The organism is Ruegeria profundi, from assembly GCF_020171505.1.
Classification (GTDB): Bacteria; Pseudomonadota; Alphaproteobacteria; order Rhodobacterales; family Rhodobacteraceae; genus Ruegeria; species Ruegeria profundi.
Genome location: NZ_JAIUZS010000001.1, coordinates 1,024,065 through 1,041,489, shown reverse-complemented (window position 1 = coordinate 1,041,489; position 17,425 = coordinate 1,024,065). Strand labels below are relative to the sequence as shown.

General features: G+C 57.1%; 16 protein-coding genes. 8 read left to right on the top strand and 8 right to left on the bottom strand.

The features are described from left to right. Nucleotide 1: 1 nt before the first annotated feature. From ybgF to LCM21_RS04990, 8 genes are all read left to right on the top strand, one after another. Complete coding sequence (gene ybgF / locus LCM21_RS05025; RefSeq protein ID WP_224889586.1) at nucleotides 2-826, top strand: tol-pal system protein YbgF; 825 nt, start codon at nucleotides 2-4, stop codon at nucleotides 824-826. Further along, entirely contained in the window at nucleotides 823-2,076 is a 1,254-nt protein-coding gene (gene tilS / locus LCM21_RS05020) for a tRNA lysidine(34) synthetase TilS (RefSeq protein WP_224889585.1), read from the top strand. The genes ybgF and tilS overlap by 4 nt, the downstream gene beginning before the upstream one ends. A gap of 76 nt (nucleotides 2,077-2,152) precedes the next feature. Next, entirely contained in the window at nucleotides 2,153-4,069 is a 1,917-nt protein-coding gene (gene ftsH, locus LCM21_RS05015) for an ATP-dependent zinc metalloprotease FtsH (protein ID WP_224889584.1), read from the top strand. A gap of 104 nt (nucleotides 4,070-4,173) precedes the next feature. After that, complete coding sequence (locus tag LCM21_RS05010) at nucleotides 4,174-4,749, top strand: MOSC domain-containing protein (protein WP_224889583.1); 576 nt, start codon at nucleotides 4,174-4,176, stop codon at nucleotides 4,747-4,749. A 165-nt stretch (nucleotides 4,750-4,914) separates the two neighbouring features. Then, complete coding sequence (locus tag LCM21_RS05005; RefSeq protein ID WP_224889582.1) at nucleotides 4,915-6,591, top strand: formate--tetrahydrofolate ligase; 1,677 nt, start codon at nucleotides 4,915-4,917, stop codon at nucleotides 6,589-6,591. Nucleotides 6,592-6,649: 58 nt separating this feature from the next. Then, nucleotides 6,650-6,955, top strand: coding sequence for a chorismate mutase (locus tag LCM21_RS05000; RefSeq protein WP_224889581.1), 306 nt, complete (start codon nucleotides 6,650-6,652; stop codon nucleotides 6,953-6,955). 53 nt (nucleotides 6,956-7,008) lie between these two features. Continuing rightward, nucleotides 7,009-7,899: a bifunctional methylenetetrahydrofolate dehydrogenase/methenyltetrahydrofolate cyclohydrolase FolD gene (folD, locus tag LCM21_RS04995; RefSeq protein WP_224889580.1), complete on the top strand. Its 891-nt coding sequence runs from the start codon at nucleotides 7,009-7,011 to the stop codon at nucleotides 7,897-7,899. 199 nt (nucleotides 7,900-8,098) lie between these two features. Then, nucleotides 8,099-8,851, top strand: coding sequence for a LytTR family DNA-binding domain-containing protein (locus tag LCM21_RS04990; protein ID WP_224889579.1), 753 nt, complete (start codon nucleotides 8,099-8,101; stop codon nucleotides 8,849-8,851). A gap of 6 nt (nucleotides 8,852-8,857) precedes the next feature. Here LCM21_RS04990 and pdeM read toward each other — a convergent pair whose 3' ends face one another. The 8 genes from pdeM to LCM21_RS04950 all read right to left on the bottom strand — a co-directional run bounded on the left by pdeM (nucleotide 8,858) and on the right by LCM21_RS04950 (nucleotide 17,417). Continuing rightward, nucleotides 8,858-9,520, bottom strand: a complete 663-nt coding sequence (pdeM, locus tag LCM21_RS04985) for a ligase-associated DNA damage response endonuclease PdeM (RefSeq protein ID WP_224889578.1) — start codon at nucleotides 9,518-9,520, stop codon at nucleotides 8,858-8,860. A gap of 41 nt (nucleotides 9,521-9,561) precedes the next feature. Then, nucleotides 9,562-11,973 carry a ligase-associated DNA damage response DEXH box helicase gene (locus LCM21_RS04980; RefSeq protein WP_224889577.1) on the bottom strand — a complete coding sequence of 804 codons (2,412 nt, stop codon included), beginning with the start codon at nucleotides 11,971-11,973 and terminating at the stop codon, nucleotides 9,562-9,564. A 40-nt stretch (nucleotides 11,974-12,013) separates the two neighbouring features. Next, the gene (locus tag LCM21_RS04975) at nucleotides 12,014-13,321 is read right to left on the bottom strand and encodes a P-loop NTPase family protein (protein ID WP_224889576.1); all 1,308 of its coding nucleotides are present in this window, start codon (nucleotides 13,319-13,321) and stop codon (nucleotides 12,014-12,016) included. A 117-nt stretch (nucleotides 13,322-13,438) separates the two neighbouring features. Beyond that, complete coding sequence (locus LCM21_RS04970) at nucleotides 13,439-13,984, bottom strand: prepilin peptidase (RefSeq protein ID WP_224889575.1); 546 nt, start codon at nucleotides 13,982-13,984, stop codon at nucleotides 13,439-13,441. Between the two features lie 3 nt (nucleotides 13,985-13,987). After that, on the bottom strand, nucleotides 13,988-14,839 hold the full coding sequence (locus LCM21_RS04965) for a tetratricopeptide repeat protein (protein ID WP_224889574.1): 852 nt from the start codon (nucleotides 14,837-14,839) through the stop codon (nucleotides 13,988-13,990). 11 nt (nucleotides 14,840-14,850) lie between these two features. Then, entirely contained in the window at nucleotides 14,851-15,393 is a 543-nt protein-coding gene (locus LCM21_RS04960; protein WP_224889573.1) for a tetratricopeptide repeat protein, read from the bottom strand. A gap of 64 nt (nucleotides 15,394-15,457) precedes the next feature. After that, complete coding sequence (locus LCM21_RS04955) at nucleotides 15,458-16,438, bottom strand: type II secretion system F family protein (RefSeq protein WP_224889572.1); 981 nt, start codon at nucleotides 16,436-16,438, stop codon at nucleotides 15,458-15,460. A 10-nt stretch (nucleotides 16,439-16,448) separates the two neighbouring features. Continuing rightward, nucleotides 16,449-17,417: a type II secretion system F family protein gene (locus LCM21_RS04950; RefSeq protein WP_068337621.1), complete on the bottom strand. Its 969-nt coding sequence runs from the start codon at nucleotides 17,415-17,417 to the stop codon at nucleotides 16,449-16,451. Between the last annotated feature and the right edge of the window lie 8 nt (nucleotides 17,418-17,425).

The following is a 17,425-nucleotide window of genomic DNA, read 5'->3' as shown; positions in this document are numbered from 1 at the left end:
GATGAGAATTGCAGGATGGATTCTGGCCGCGGTTGTTGCGACCGCCGGTGTGGCACAAGCACAGGATCAGCAGACTTTGGCGGATATCCGGCAGGAATTGACCGTGCTTCACGTCGAAATACAGCGCCTGAAGCGTGAGTTTTCGACGACCGGTTCGCCGGCCCCGAACCTGTCCGGCAGTTCCGTTCTCGAGCGTGTAGATGCCATCGAGGCCGAGTTGCAGCGCCTGACACGTCAGACCGAACAGTTGAACCAGCGGGTGCAGAATATCGTGACCGACGGTACCAACCGGATCGGCGACCTTGAATTCCGCCTTGTCGAACTTGAGGGCGGCGATCTGAGCACGCTGGGTGAGACCTCGACTTTGGGCGGCGAAGCAGAGATCACCGCCGCTGCACCGGCTTCTCCGCTCGCCCCAGCCGTGACCGAACAAGGAGAGTTGGCGGTTGGTGAGCAGTCCGACTTCGAAGCTGCTGCACTGGCGCTGGCCGAAGGGGATTTTCAGGCTGCGGCCGATCAGTTTGCGCAGTTCGATATCTCGTACCCCGGAAGCCCGCTTGCGCCCGAGGCGCATCTGAAACGCGGTCAGGCGCTTGAAGGGCTGGGCAACACGCGTGAAGCCGCACGGGCGTTCCTCGCCAGTTTTACCGGCGACTCCGAAGGTACCTTTGCACCCGAAGCGCTCTTTGAATTGGGTGCGGCTTTGGGGCGGCTGGGACAGACCGATCAGGCCTGCATTACCCTGTCCGAAGTTGGCGTGCGCTTTCCAGCCTCGGCCACGGTGTCTGCGGCCACGCAGGAAATGGCGTCGCTGGGCTGTTCTTGACCCGTCAGGCCGAAACGCTTCGATCTGAACTGCGCGCTGGGCTGCCCGAACATCTGCCGCAGCGATTGGGCATTGCTGTGTCCGGCGGAGGGGACTCGGTCGCGCTCATGCATCTACTGCATGAGATTGCGCAGTCCGAAAATATCCACCTGTTTGCAGCAACCGTGAACCACGGGCTGCGTCCCGAGGCCCCTGATGAGGCCAAGCAGGTGGCGGATCAGGCCGCGCGTTTGGGTATCGCGCATGAAACGCTCCTGTGGCAGGACTGGGATGGTGCAGGGAACTTGCAGGACCAAGCCCGACAGGCAAGATACCGGTTGTTGACGGATTGGGCGCGGCGCAACGAGATCGAGGCGATTGTACTTGGCCACACGGCGGACGATCAGGCTGAGACTGTGCTGATGCGGTTGGGTCGGGCGGCTGGTGTGACAGGCTTGTCTGGAATGCCCAATGCAAGGGTTCGCAATGGCGTCATATTGCTGCGTCCGATGCTGGGTATCACGCGGCAAACCTTACGGGACTATCTGTCAGAGCTTGGTGTGGGCTGGGTTGAAGATCCGTCGAATCAGGATCAGAGGTTCGACCGGATCAAGGCGCGCAAAGCGCTGCAGGACCTCAAGACATTAGGGATTTCTGCGCAATCTTTGGCCCGGGTGGCTGAAAATCTTGCACAAGCGCGTGAGGCTTTGGCGCGCTATACGCAAGAATCCGCGCGTAGCATCTCTGTAGTAGATGGCGGGGATGTCTGTCTGGACCGGGGTGGTTTCAAACAGGTCCCGGCAGAAATTCAACGGCGGTTGATTGTGGCGATCATCGCATGGATTGCGGGGCAGGGGTACGCGCCGCGTCGGACTGCGGTTGATCAGGCTGTTGCGGCTGTCAGGGATGGTCGGGCAATGACGCTATCTGGCTGCTTATTGATCCCGCATGCCAATAAAACGTGGTTTTGCAGGGAGCTAAACGCAGTGGCGGCGGAAACCGCCGCTCCGAACGAGGTTTGGGATAGCCGTTGGATTCTATCGGGACCACCGTCGCCCGGTGCCGAGGTGCGCGTGCTCGGAAAGGACGGTTTGCCGCAAGTGCCCGACTGGCGAGACTTGGGAAAACCCCGCAAGGCGCTTTTATCCTCACCCGCAGTTTGGAAGGGGGAAAAACTGCTTTCGGCGCCTTTGGCCGCTTATTCAAATGGTTGGACAGCCGAATTTGCGCCACATCGGCCCGAGTTCTACTCTTCAATTTTATCGCATTGAACCTGCTTGAATCCTCTCTATTTTATAAATCAAAGCGGCAGACCTCCATCTGCCGAAATCTTGTGGGAGATCTTCCTTGGGCAACGCTCGTAACATCGCCTTCTGGGTCGTTCTGTTTCTACTGATCCTTGCACTGTTTAATTTTTTCAGCGGTCAGGGCGGAACGCTCCAAAGTAACGAAAGAACATATTCCGATTTTGTCAGCGCTGTCGAAAGCGGCGACGTCAAAAATGTGACGGTTGATGGTGAGCAGATCCGCTACACCACCGAAAGCGGCGCAAGCTATGTAACCATCAAGCCCGGTGATGCCGAAGTCACCAAGCTGTTGCTTGATGAAAACATTCCATTTCAGGCTGTTAAACAGCAACAATCGGGTTTCCAATCATTCCTGATCACACTTCTACCGTTCCTGCTTCTGATCGGTGTCTGGGTCTATTTCATGAACCGGATGCAAGGTGGTGGCAAAGGTGGCGCGATGGGCTTTGGCAAATCCAAGGCCAAGATGCTGACCGAAAAGCACGGCCGAGTGACGTTCGATGACGTTGCGGGCATTGATGAAGCCAAAGAAGAACTGGAAGAGATTGTCGAATTCCTGCGCAACCCGCAGAAATTTTCGCGCTTGGGCGGCAAGATTCCTAAAGGCGCGCTGCTGGTTGGCCCTCCGGGTACAGGTAAGACCTTGCTGGCCCGTGCCATTGCAGGTGAGGCGGGTGTGCCGTTCTTCACCATCTCAGGCTCTGATTTTGTCGAAATGTTCGTGGGCGTGGGCGCGAGCCGCGTGCGCGATATGTTCGAACAGGCCAAGAAGAACGCGCCCTGTATTGTTTTCATCGACGAAATCGACGCCGTGGGCCGCCATCGTGGTGCCGGTTACGGTGGTGGTAACGACGAACGCGAACAGACCCTCAACCAGTTGCTGGTTGAAATGGACGGGTTTGAGGCGAATGAAGGTGTGATCATTCTGGCCGCGACGAACCGTAAGGACGTTCTTGACCCTGCGCTGCTGCGTCCGGGCCGGTTCGACCGCAACGTGACCGTCGGCAACCCCGACATCAAAGGCCGTGAGAAAATTTTGGGCGTTCATGCCCGCAAAACGCCACTTGGGCCTGATGTCGATCTGCGCATCATCGCGCGGGGCACGCCGGGTTTCTCGGGTGCTGATCTGGCGAACCTCGTCAACGAAGCCGCGCTAATGGCCGCGCGCGTGGGTCGCCGCTTTGTCACCATGGAAGACTTTGAGAACGCCAAAGACAAGGTGATGATGGGGGCTGAGCGCCGCTCGATGGTGCTGACTCAGGACCAGAAGGAAAAGACTGCATATCACGAAGCTGGTCACGCCGTGGTTGGCCTGGAACTGCCGCTGTGTGATCCGGTATATAAAGCGACTATTATTCCGCGCGGTGGCGCGTTGGGTATGGTTGTCTCGCTGCCGGAAATGGATCGCCTGAACTATCATCGTGACGAGTGTGAGCAGAAGCTTGCCATGACCATGGCCGGTAAAGCCGCTGAGGTTATCAAATACGGCGAGGATCACGTCTCAAACGGCCCGGCGGGCGACATCATGCAGGCCAGCCAGCTGGCGCGCGCGATGGTCATGCGCTGGGGCATGTCGGACAAGGTGGGCAACATCGACTACGCCGAAGCCCATGAGGGCTATCAGGGCAACACCGCCGGCTTCTCGGTCTCTGCGCATACCAAGGAGTTGATCGAAGAAGAGGTCAAGCGCCTGATCCAACAGGGCTATGAGCGTGCGCACACGATTCTGAGCGACAGAAACGAAGAGTGGGAGCGGCTGGCGCAAGGATTGCTGGAGTATGAGACCCTGACTGGCGATGAGATCAAGCGCGTCATGAACGGTGAGTCCCCGAACGAAAGCGATGACGAAGGCGACAAGCCTGACGCAGGCAGCGCCCCCAGCGTGACCGCTATTCCAAAAACCAAGGTCAAAAAGTCTCCGCCCGAAGGCGGGATGGAGCCGGAACCCTCGGCTTAAACAGACTGGACCCGGGCAATGTCCCGGGTCTTTTTTTTGTCTTTTCATTCTTGGCTTTCTGTCCTCTAGTGCGCTTCAATAAGTGGCTGAGACGGGGAACAAGCATGCCGGTTTTACGCAAGACCGACTATGAGGCAGAGGTTGTCTGGCTGGGCCATGTCCCCGCAGGAACCAGTATTCGGGCCAAAGCGGTTGACTGGCTGGACCTTGGGTTTTCGGGTGACCTTGGGGCGCGGCATGAAGGTGAAAACAGGGCGTCCTGCGTACGTATGGCCAACCTTTACCCAAAGGGAACTGAAATCCGCAACGTCCGGCAATTGTCTGTATTGTCTCTGGAAGAGATTGAGGCGACAGCAAAAGAGATGGGCGTTCAGCGTTTGGACCCGTCTTTTCTGGGGGCCACCCTTGTGCTGCGTGGTATCCCTGACTTCACGCATGTTCCACCATCGTCACGGCTTCAGGTTGCCGGTGGTCTGACCATAGTGGTCGACATGGAAAACCGCCCCTGCGTGCTTCCGGGACGTGAGATTGAAGCAGACTTGCCCGGCCATGGCGCGGCATTCAAGGCGGCTGCCCAGGGGCGGCGTGGTATCACCGCATGGGTCGAACGGCCCGGAGAATTGAGGCTGGGCGATACCATGTCCCTTTTTGTGCCGGATCAGCGGAATTGGGCGCCTTAAGGTCCGCATGTTTCCGATGAGCAGCGCCTGATCCGCTTCAACGCCGTTTCGCGGCATGATTATGTCGGAATCTATAGCCATCTCTCTGGTACACAACGGTATGGGTTTCCCAGCGCCGACGCATCGCGCCGGTTTAGCACGGCATTAAATCAGGGACCCTGCCCAATGAGCTATAAATCCGACATTGAAATCGCCCGCGAGGCAAACAAGAAGCCGATTCAGGAAATTGGCGCGAAAATTGGCATCGAGTCTGCTGATCTGCTGCCTTACGGCCATGACAAGGCAAAGGTCAGTCAGGACTTCATCAACTCGGTTCAGGACCGCGAAGACGGCAAGTTGATCCTTGTCACCGCAATCAACCCGACCCCCGCGGGTGAGGGTAAGACCACCACAACCGTTGGGCTGGGCGACGGTCTCAACCGCATCGGCAAGAACGCGATGATCTGCATCCGCGAAGCCTCGCTTGGCCCGAACTTTGGCATGAAAGGCGGTGCTGCGGGCGGCGGGTACGCGCAGGTTGTTCCGATGGAGGAAATGAACCTGCACTTCACAGGTGACTTTCACGCGATCACGTCGGCGCACTCGCTTTTGTCTGCGATGATCGACAACCACATCTATTGGGGTAACGAATGTGAAATCGATATCCGCCGCGTGGCATGGCGCCGCGTGGTTGACATGAATGACCGTGCCTTGCGTCAAATCACCGCCTCGTTGGGCGGCGTATCGAATGGTTTCCCACGTGAGACAGGCTTTGACATCACTGTCGCGTCTGAGGTCATGGCGATCCTCTGCTTGGCAACCGACCTGCAAGACCTGGAAAAGCGTCTGGGCGATATCATCGTAGCCTATCGCCGCGACAAAACCCCGGTCTACTGCCGCGACATCAAGGCCGAAGGCGCAATGACCGTCCTGCTGAAAGACGCGATGCAGCCTAACCTTGTGCAGACGCTGGAAAACAACCCTGCCTTTGTTCACGGTGGCCCGTTCGCGAATATCGCGCATGGCTGCAACTCGGTCATTGCCACCAAGACGGCGTTGAAAGTGGCCGACTATGTCGTAACCGAAGCTGGTTTCGGTGCCGATCTGGGTGCCGAGAAATTCATGAACATCAAGTGCCGCAAGGCAGGGATTGCTCCGTCGGCTGTCGTTCTGGTTGCCACCGTACGTGCGATGAAGATGAACGGAGGTGTGGCCAAGGCCGATTTGGGTGCAGAAAACGTCGATGCGGTAAAGTCCGGTTGCGCCAACCTTGGCCGTCATATCGAGAACGTGAAATCCTTCGGTGTTCCGGTTGTTGTCGCCATCAACCACTTTGTCACTGACACGGATGCCGAAGTTGAGGCGGTTAAGGCCTATTGTGCCGAACATGGTGTCGAGGCCATCCTGTCGCGCCACTGGGAACTGGGTTCAGAAGGCTCAGCACCGTTGGCCGAGAAAGTGGTTGAGATCGTCGAAGGTGGTTCAGCCAACTTTGCGCCGATCTACCCCGATGAAATGCCGCTGTTCGAAAAGATCGAAACCATCGCCAAGCGGATTTACCGCGCCGACGAGGTTCTGGCCGACAACAAGATTCGCAACCAATTGCGCGAGTGGGAGGCTGCGGGCTACGGCAATCTGCCGGTCTGCATGGCGAAAACCCAGTACTCATTCTCGACTGACCCGACCCTGCGCGGTGCGCCCACTGGCCACTCGGTTCCCGTGCGCGAGGTTCGCCTGTCTGCTGGCGCCGGTTTCATCGTGGTTGTCTGCGGTGAGATCATGACCATGCCCGGCCTGCCCCGCAAACCTGCGGCTGAGACGATTCGCCTCAACGATGAAGGTCAGATCGAGGGCTTGTTCTAAGCGCCCGAATGATACATCTCGTGGTCCGGGGATATCCCCGGGCCGTGAGGAGATTGAAATGCCCACTCTGATACCGCCACAAGACTGCAACTCAATGCGGGAATTGCGGCCTCAGATCGACAAGCTGGACCGCCAATTGATCGAGTTGTTGGTAACGCGCGCAAGCTATATTGATCGCGCGTCCGAGCTGAAACCCGGCGAGGGGCTACCAGCCCGCATTCCGGATCGTGTCGAAGACGTGGTGCAGCGCGTACGCCAGAGTTCCGATGAGCTGGGCATGGACCCTGATCTTGCCGAGAAACTCTGGCGTATCTTGATTGACTGGTCGATTGCCCGCGAAGAACGTGTGCTCGGCCCCGAATGAAAAACCGGGCGCATATGGCGCCCGATCCGTTTTTTGAAAGAAGGGATCAAAGGATGGTAGCGCAGGTAATCGACGGCAAGGCTTTTGCGGCCAAGGTGCGTGCCCAAGTGGCCGATCAGGTGGGCAAACTGAAAGAGGAAAACGGCATCACACCGGGGCTTGCCGTGGTTCTGGTGGGCGAAGACCCGGCCAGCCAAGTCTATGTACGGTCCAAAGGCAAGCAGACTGTTGAGGTCGGCATGAACTCGTACGAACACAAGCTGGATGCCGAGACCACCGAAGAAGACCTGCTGGCGCTGATCGCCAAGCTGAACAATGACCCGGACGTGCACGGTATCTTGGTTCAGCTACCTCTGCCTAAGCACCTGAACGAAGACCTTGTGATCAACTCAATCGACCCGGCCAAGGATGTCGACGGTTTCCACATCTCGAACGTAGGTTTGTTGGGCACCGGTCAGAAGTCGATGGTGCCCTGCACCCCGCTGGGTTGCCTGATGATGCTGCGCGATTATCACGGCTCGCTTTCGGGTATGGACGCGGTTGTGATTGGCCGCTCGAACATCGTCGGCAAGCCGATGGCGCAACTGCTGCTGGGCGATAGCTGCACCGTGACGATCGCGCATTCACGGACCAAGGATTTGCCCGACGTTGTGCGCCGCGCAGATATTGTTATAGCCGCCGTTGGCCGCCCCGAGATGGTGCCCGGCGACTGGATCAAAGAGGGTGCGACGGTCATCGACGTCGGCATCAACAGGATTGAGCGCGACGGCAAGAACAAGCTGGTCGGCGATGTGGATTACGCCAGTGCAGCGGAACGTGCAGGTGCAATTACCCCAGTTCCCGGTGGAGTTGGCCCGATGACGATCGCCTGCCTTCTGGCCAATACGCTGACCGCGTGTTGTCGCGCCAACGGCCTGACCGAACCGGAAGGCCTGACCGCCTAACAATTTTCGTTTTTAAAGCTTGTATGGGTCAAAGGGCTATTCGCCCTTTGACCCATTGGTATTTAAAGATCGCCGGAGCTTATTGAACCGGATCTGAATGTCTGTGTTTTCGATGATAAAGACACAATTCCAGTCTGTTACGAATTGAATCACGCGCCGACGGAGATGCAGGCTGGCTTCAGTCGGCGGCAAATTTTGAGTGAGTTTGACAGTCGTGCCAAGCCGATTTCTGGCCGAGCTTAAAGTGCGCAGAGTGGTTGCGGGTCTCGTGTTTCCCGCTTTGCTGGCATACACGTTCCAACCTTTTCCTAAGCTCTACTTGCCGTTTTCTGAACGGCTGATCTTTTGGTTTGGGGTTGTCGGGTTGGCATTGGCGGTCATCTGGGGATCGAAATACGTGACCAAGACCTATTTCACAGGCGCGTATTTTTCATGGCGTGACGTTGCCTTGGTTGCGTTGATCCTTGGATTGTTTGTGCCGTCGATGTGGTTTTTGTCCTATCTGCTTTTTTCCTATGGCGGACAGCCGGCCCCGGACATGCTTTCGGTGGCACCATACGGTGCGTTGCTTGCAACCGGGTTGGTTCTGATCCGCGGTTATGACCAACCATCTGCAGCACGACCTGAGACCGCCGCCGTTTCGCCGCGACTGGTAAAGCGGTTGCCGGGGTCCTTCGGTGGGCAGATTTTTCGGCTGACGGTTCGGGATCACTTTGTAGATGTGGTAACGACAGAAGGAACATTCACGATCCGGTCCCGTTTCAGTGATGCCATTGCCGAGATGGAGCCCGTGTCGGGGCACTGCACCCATCGATCCCACTGGGTGACGGACACCGCTATTGACCGGGTGGAAAAGAGGGGCGGAAAAACGTTTCTGCGTTTGAAAAACAATGACTTGGTGCCTGTCAGCCGAAAGTATAAACCTCAGCTTGAACAGGATGGTCTTCTGTAGCCGCCCTTATCGTGGCATCGGAATGATCCGAGGCTGCGGACCCGTCAGGATGGCCATCGCCGGATCGTTCATCAGTGTGCTCAAAGCGTGATCTGAGCTGTGTAAACCGCCGGTATAAGTGCCATAGGCTGGCAGGATCAGCCGCGACTGATCTATCAGAAAGGCCGGCCGGGTGATAGAACGCCCCCGTGCTCTCAGCTGCGCCTTGGGGTGATAGTGGCCTGAGACCTCGGCCTGCGCCCCAGGATGCGCGATATGTCGAAAAGTCAGGTGGCCGACTTCATATTCCACAAGATGCGTACCGCCCAGATCAATAGGGCCGGGGTCGTGGTTGCCTTCGATCCAGATCCAACGGCGACCGGCTTGCAAGGCCGTGATGTCCTGCTTTTCAGAAAATTCCAATTCAGTCGAGGCATACAGGTCATCGAAACTGTCGCCAAGGCAAATGACGGTGCCGGGATTGGTTCGGGTGATATCGGCAGCCAGCCGGGTCAGTGTTTCCCTGCTGTCATATGGTGGCAGAGTTGGTCCACCCCGGCGCGCGATACGCTCGGACTTGCCCAAATGCAGATCGGACACGCAGAGCAGGCTTTGATCTGGCCACCATAAGGCACCGGAGCCCAAGGCGCTGAGGTTTTGCCCGACAAAGGAAAACGTCACTTCGTTCATGATCCGTTCTTTGCCTGTTTCGTCGATGGACGCAAGTGGTATCAGCCGAGCTCCAACCCAGCCGCCTGCAAAAGACGTGCGCTTTCTTCGGCCAAAAGGCGTTCCTCGGCCGCGCCTTTGACGGGAACCTTGCCAGCTTCAAGAAACAACGGCGCAGCCAGAGGCGACACGTGTTTGAGGCGCAGTAAGTCAATGCGGTCTCCTATACGTGCCATCATCGATTCAATCCGGCCAAAATCCACCAATCCACGCATGGCCTCTTCCCGGGTGATTTGCATAAGCAAGTGGTTTGGATCGTATTTCTGAAGTGTGTCGTACAGGATATCCGAGGAAAACGTTGCCTGACGCCCGCTTTTACGTTGCCCGCCCGTGTTCCGCTCGATCAAACCGGCGATCGTGGCCGAGGCGCGAAAGGTGCGCTTCATCACGGCATTTCCGGCCAGCCAGTTTTCAAGCCCGTCGCGCAAAGCGTCCATCTGGAACAAGGGGCGAGGGTCGGTCACTGCATCCAACCCCCAGATCAGCGTTGCATAGTCGGTGGCTACGAATCCAAGTGGCGCAAACCCGGTCTCTTCCATTCGCTTGGTCAGCAGCAGGCCCAGCGTTTGCTGCGCGTTCCGTCCGGCGAAGCCATAAACACACAGATGCTCGCGGCCGTCATTGGGGAAACTTTCAATCAAAAGCCGGTCGCGTTGGGGCAGGCGGGACATATCCCGCTGCAGGGAAAGCCATTCGGCAGTATGTTTGGGAAGCTGCGGCCAATTGGGTTGGGCGAACATCCTCAGGATACGGTCGCTCAGCTGCGTGGAGGTGGCAAACTTGGTGCCCATGAAGGTCGCGACTTTGGGCTTCTTGTCGGCGCGTTGTGTGACCTCGACCACCATTTCGCGCAGGCCTTCGTATCGCACGATCTGCCCGCCGATCAGAAAGGTATCTCCGGGGGTGAGCGATGCGGCAAAGGCCTCTTCGACCTCGCCCAGCGGTTTTCCACCGCGATTGCGTTTCAGACGCACTTTCAGCGTATCGGTATCCTGAATGGTGCCAAGATTCATTCGGATACGCTGCGCCGCACGGGGGTCGCGTAGCTGCCACAGCCCGTCCGGGCGCTGCTGCAGCCGTTGCCAGCGGTCATAGGCACGCAGGGCGTAACCTCCGGTCGCGCAGAATTCCAGACAGTCATCAAATTCGGCGCGGCCTAACGCCGCGTACGGTCCAGCCGTAGTCATTTCGCCAAACAGCGTGTCTGCGTTAAACGGCCCCGCCGCGGCAGCGATGAGGATATGTTGGCACAATACGTCGCGGGGGCCAGATCCGCGCGGTTCGCCATCCAGGTCATGTGCCTTGGCCGCTTCGAGCGCGGCAATGCACTCCACCACCTCAAACCGGTTAGCAGGCACGAGCAAGGCCTTGGACGGTGCATTGTAGCGGTGGTTGGCGCGTCCGATCCGTTGAACCAACCGCTTGACGTTCTTGGGCGCGCCGATCTGGATCACCAGATCAACATCGCCCCAATCAATGCCCAGATCGAGACTGCCGGTGCAGACGATCGCGCGCAGATCACCGCGTACCATGGCGGCCTCGACCCTTTCGCGCTGTTGCCGGTCCAGACTGCCGTGGTGGATACCGATGGGCAGGCCGTCGTCATTGGCAAGCCAGAGGTTGTGAAAGAAAATCTCGGCCTGTGCGCGGGTGTTGTGGAAGATCAGCGTGGTCTTGTGTTGCTTGATCTGCTCCAGCACAGCCGGGATCGAATAAGCCGCACCTCCGCCCGACCAAGGCGGCATCTCGGCGGTTTCCAGCATCTGTATGTCCGGGTCAGGACCGGGGTCAGCTTGAACGATCTGACACGGGTCAGGGTGGCGGGCCAGAAACCGCGCGATGGCGTCAGGGTTCTCGACCGTGGCTGATAAGCCGACCCGGCGCAGGCCGGGACACAAGGACTGCAGCCGGGCCAAGGTCAGCATCAACTGATCCCCGCGCTTACTTTCCGCCAAGGCATGAATTTCATCTACAATCACGCGCTGGACACCTGCGAACATTCGGTGTGCGTCTTCATAAGAGGTCAGCAGTGCAAGGCTTTCTGGCGTGGTCAGCAGAATATGCGGCGGGTCCACCCGCTGCCGTTTCTTTTGCGTGGCCGAAGTGTCGCCGGTACGGTCTTCGATCCGAATAGGCAGGCCGATCTCATCCGCTGGCCCGCGCAGGTTGCGGCGAATATCGGCCGCCAGTGCCTTGAGGGGCGAAACATAGATCGTGTGCAGACCTGCGTGTTCGTGCTGAGCCAAATCAGCCAGAGTTGGCAGGAACCCGGCCATAGTCTTGCCGCCCCCGGTGGGCGCAATCAGTAACGTTGCCGGGTCCGAGGCCCGGTCATACATTTCCTGCTGATGAGGGTGGATGGACCAGCCCTTGGTGGCAAACCAATCAGTGATCCGGGCGGGAATCTGCGTCATACGCGCAGATTACCCAACCCTTTACGGAATTGGCACGGGGTTATTTAACGATTGCTTCGTCTTTGACGAACATGTTGGACCACGCGCGGTCGATCAGGTCAGGGCTCATCTGATAGGGAATACCCTCAAACTCGCAGATCGAGATCATCTGGTCGATCAGGAAGATCGGCTGATAGTTCGCATAGATGTTATTGATGGTTGGGTATTTGACCTTCAACAGATGCACCAGAGCGGCCTCGTCCAACGGCATGCCGCGCTTGCGGGCGACCATCGCAAAGATTTTCAGGAAGTTTTCCTGGTTCGGACCGTCGATCTTGATCTTGAAGAAGATCCGGCGCAGGGCCGCTTGGTCAAAGATCTCATTCGGGTGGAAGTTGGTCGAGAAGATGACCAGCGTGTCAAAGGGCACCTCGAACTTTTCACCTGATTGCAGGCCCAGAATATCCTTGTTCTCTTCCAGCGGAACAATCCAGCGGTTGATCAGCGCCTGAGGAGGTTCTTGCTGACGCCCAAGGTCGTCCACGATGAAAATGCCGCCGGTGGACTTGAGCTGTAGCGGCGCCTGATAAGTCCGCGCGGTGGGATTATAGACGAGGTCCAGCATGCTGAGCGACAATTCACCACCGGTCACTACAGTCGGGCGTTCACACTGAACATAGCGTGAGTCGAACCGTTTGCGGCGGCGCAGGCTGTTGGGGTCGTCGGCTTCCTGCTCAATCGCCGTGTGAACGATGGGGTCATAAACCGTGATCACCTGACCGGCATATTCGATGGCAAAGGGCACGTATACGTTATCGCCCAAGGCGTCCCTGATCCCGTTGGAAATCGACGACTTCCCGTTGCCCGGGGGGCCGTACATCAGAACAGAGCGGCCTGCACTGACTGCCGGACCAAGTTGGTCCAGCAAGCTGTCAGGCAGAACCAGATGGCCCATCGCACCCGTCAGCTGATCGCGCGTGACCTGTATGTTTCGGATCGACTGCCGTTCAACCTGTTCGCGGTAGACATCCAGCGGTACCGGCATAGCGCCGAAATATTCGGACTGGCTCAGCGCGTCCAAGGCGCGGGCCTTACCGGCATCGGTGAGTTGATACCCCATTTCATTGCCGCTGTTGGCGTTCAACGTTCCTGTGGCCTCGATCAATTTTTGCTCGCGGGCCATGTCGATCAATTCTTGCGTGACGGACCCCGGCAAACAGATCGCCGCGGCGATTTCGGACACGGTATCAGCGTTCTTTCGGAAGATCGTTTTCAACATGATGTCGCGCATCATAACGATCGGTAGCTTCATTTCGCCCAGACCCTTGGGGGCAGGGGGGGCCATAACCGCGGTTGTCTGCATATTCATGAGCGTTGCCCGTCTATCTACTATTCACGCAAAAAATCCCACAATGGGCTGCTTGCGAAAAATTTGGCCCCGCTTTGTGTCAGGACCAAGGCAGTGAAAAGGCGGGTTAATGATAGTTTACGAACCGTTGACAGTACCAAGGATCAGGTAAATGGCCAGACTGCCACCCAAGGCAAGACCCATCGGAAAGTGCTTGGTTCTGTTCCAGCTTTCCCAATCCGGTGCCATTTTACGCAATGGTGTGTGCATGGCTAGTCGGTGTGCAGCAAATGCTGCAACTGTGGTCGTCGCCAGAATGAACAGGATCAGGTTCAAGTCCCCAACCCAAACAAAGGGTGAGGCGGCGGCGAGGAACTTGGCATCGCCTGCCCCAATGACGCCAGCCGAATTAAGCAAGATACCAAGCATCAAGACAAAAACGATATGCAGCAAGTGCCAAACATATGGGGGAAGGGCGACGCTAAACGATCCAACGCTTAACGTCGTCCATTCGGTCGACCACGGGGGCAACACGAACAAGCCGATTACGACGAAAACAATCGCCAACGCAACAACGGCGTGGTTCTTGATAAGCATATACCGCATATCCGTGAACGCCACGTACAAGCAAATCGGCAGAACGAACGGCAGGAACAACAGAGATGCAGCCGCAGGAATGCTCATAAATCAGGTGCCCTCAAGCGCGCGGAGCGAGCGGACAGCCTCATCATAGTGCTGTGGATGGGTGGAAATGGCCTCTCGGAACAAGTTTTTGGCTGTCGCCACGTCCCCTTGCTTGACCGCGGAAATACCCATTGTGTTCAACAGCATGGCGCGTTCTACTTGCGTCATTGGAACGACCGGCAAGCTGTAATTTCCTTGCGCGGTCCGTGCCAGCACGAGGTTGTTCTTGGCGGTGAACAAAGACTTGTCCTGCCGAATTGCGTCGGTAAACAGACGCTCGGCTTCGGCGTATTGACCGCGGGTCAGCTTGGAATATCCCCAGTTGTTCATGACACCACCAGGACGCGTGGTCAGGCCGACCGCAGTTTCATAGAAGTGATCTGCACGCTTCCAATCTTCTCTGGAGTCGGCGACCAGGGCTTCAAGCCTGTAACGTTTAAAGGTTTCGTATGTGGGGGGGACGGAATCCAGCACCGTTTTGGCCTGGCTCCAATTGCCCGAACGCACCAGAGCATCGGCATATTCAACCTTGTCGACATTCCCGGCCCCCTTCATCGACGTCACCTTTTTCCAGGCAGACGCGGCTTCGGTCGTACGTTTCGCGCGGGTTAACGAGATTGCCAACCCGCGTTGCAAGTCGATCCGGTCCGGGTTTTTGGAAGCGGCACCTTGGAAATAAGCAACCGCCTCATTCGGATCGGCGGCTGTCAGCAACACCTCGCTCAGGTTGGTCTCGTCAATGACGTTGACCTCCTGATAGGTGCGTTCGACTTTTTCTTCCTCGGTTTCTTTTTCGCAGGCAGACAAAACCAGCCCGCACACCAGCATCGGTGCTATCAAGAATTGTTGGCGCATTTTTGCGTCCCTTACTGCTCTTGCCCATTTTGCGGGAGCCTGCGCAGCTTGAATTGCCCGTCGCCTTGCTGCTCCAGCGTAAATTCTTGTTGTTCTGCGGTATTATTAACAGGATTTTCCATTTTTACGAGTGCCAAGCGTAAATTGTCGCGGATTGCGTCACTTTCGCCATTGTCCAACGCATAGGCGCGTTTAAAGACCTGTGCCGCTTCGGGGTATTCACCCTTTTCCATCAGTAAAACGCCCAGATTGTTCCAGGCAACGGGCCATTCGGAGTCATCTTTGACGGCCCGACGCAGCAGTGTCTCGGCTTGGCCTAGACGCCTGAGGCCCAGATTGGCCGTTCCCATCGACGTCAAAATCTGTGTTGTCATCCCCTGGTCCAGCGCGGCGCGTGTAAATGCATCCAACGCCAGTTCGTACTCACCGGATGCCATTAGCCGATTTCCGACGGTGATCTCATCTACGCTTTCACCTTTCGGGTCGATCCCTGGGGCGTTCAGATCATCGGGCAGCCCCGTTTCTGTGCAAGAGGCCACCATGGCGATCACCATGGCGGCCTTTAAAGGACGGCGTATCCACGACTGAATGCGCCTGAAGCCTGACAGTAATGGGTTATCAATTACCCGCTGCAAAATCAGCGATCCCTTTCGCCGACGGCCCGACCAGAATGACCAGCAAGGGCGGCACCGTTAGGATCATTGTGGCAAGCGTCATCTTGGTTGGCAACTTGTTCGCGGCTTCCTCGGCGCGCATGACGCGTTTGTCGCGCATTTCACCCGCGTATACCCTTAGTGCTTCGGCAATCGAAGTACCGAACGTGGCCGACTGGATCATCACCGTCACAAATGAGCTGACATCCTGCACACCGCAGCGGGTTCCGAAATCGCGCAGAACGGTGTCTTTGTCCTTACCGGCCTTAAGCTCGTAGGCCACAACTTCGAATTCTTGTGCAATGTCAGGGTATGACGCCTTCATTTCGCCCGCAACGCGGACGATAGCCTGATCCAGCGATTGACCGGCCTCGACACAGACCAGCATCAGGTCCAGCGTGTCGGGAAAGCCTGACGTAATTGCTTCTTTACGCTCATCAACGCGCCGCGTGATCCAGTAGCGCGGCAGAAAATACCCCGCAGCGGCAGGTACCAGAACACGGATCGCCATTTGTTGCGCCGTGAATTCCTGACCGCCGGACAGAACAGTCACCAACAAAACGCCTATCAGGATACCGGTGATGCCCAGTGCGAACTGCGCAAAATGGAAAAACCGGACCGCGTCTTTCGAGTGATACCCGGCTTGCCGCAGCTTGAGCTGCATCGCCGACAGTTCATCCTCGTTTTGCGGTTCAAGGAATGTGGCGAATTTTTCAAGCTGCTCGTTGCGGCTGGCGGTGCGCAGCTTGTCTTTCTTGGTTTTCTTGTCCTGCTTTGGCGCTGCGGTCGATCTTTGAAGCTTTTTCAGCGGGTCTTCCGGTTGCTTCATGATCAGTGTGAGGGCGATCAGGATCATGATCAGCCCCAAAACTCCAACCAGGATAAGCGGTCCGAATTCACCAAGATACTGTTTGATCAGGTCGTTGAATGGGCCCAGAATTTCCATCGTAATCCCCTCAGACCTTGATGTTTGTAAGAACGCGCATCACGATCAGGTTCACTGTCAGCATGATGCCAACAAAGAAACAGGCCGGGATGAAATACGGGTGATCGATCACGTCGTCATAGTAGCCCGGGTCCGTCACCAGAATGAACACCAGACAGAATAGCGGGAAGCCGGACAGAAACTTGCCGGACCACTGCGCCTCGGCCGTGATCGCCTTAACCCTGCGGAACAGGCGAAAGCGCGCCCGGATCACTTTGGCCAGACCGGCCAGAATTTCGGCCAGGTTACCGCCCGATTGCTGCTGAATACCAACGGCAACGGCCAAAAAGCGAAGATCCTGCATGTCCAGACGTTCGGCCAAATCCTTCAATGCCTCACCCACGTCACGGCCATAGGCGCATTCATCTGCGATTACGCCAAATTCGGTACCCAGCGGATCCTGGACCTCGTTCGCAACAATCTGAATGGACGACACAAACGGGTTACCCACGCGCAGGGACCGCACCATAAGCTCAACCGCGTCTGGCAGTTGCTCTTCCATCATGCTCATGCGCTTGTTGGCTTTGCGATTAACCCATACGTAGACGCCGCCGACGCCGATAAAGACGGACAGCGCCACCCGTAGAAGCATCTCGGTTGCTGTGCCGATGCTTAGCCCCACAAAGGCAAAGCCTGACAGTAGGACCATGACCAAGATCAATTGCCGGGGGGTGAAAGCGATCGCCGCCTTTTGCGCCTTGTCAGCAAGCAGCGAATAAAGTGGGATGCTCTGCGTCTTCATATGCTGCTGCATTTCTTTGCGCAGCTGTTCCAGGACCTGCTCTCGTCCGACGCCTTTTTCGAGCATATCCAGACGTCGGTTCACGCGGCTGTTCAGGCTTATGGATTTGCCGAACGCCACCAGATAGATACCTTCGACCAACGCGAAAACCGCAGCGAAGATCACGACATAAATGAGCGCCTCAACAGGCAGTTGCATTGTCAGAT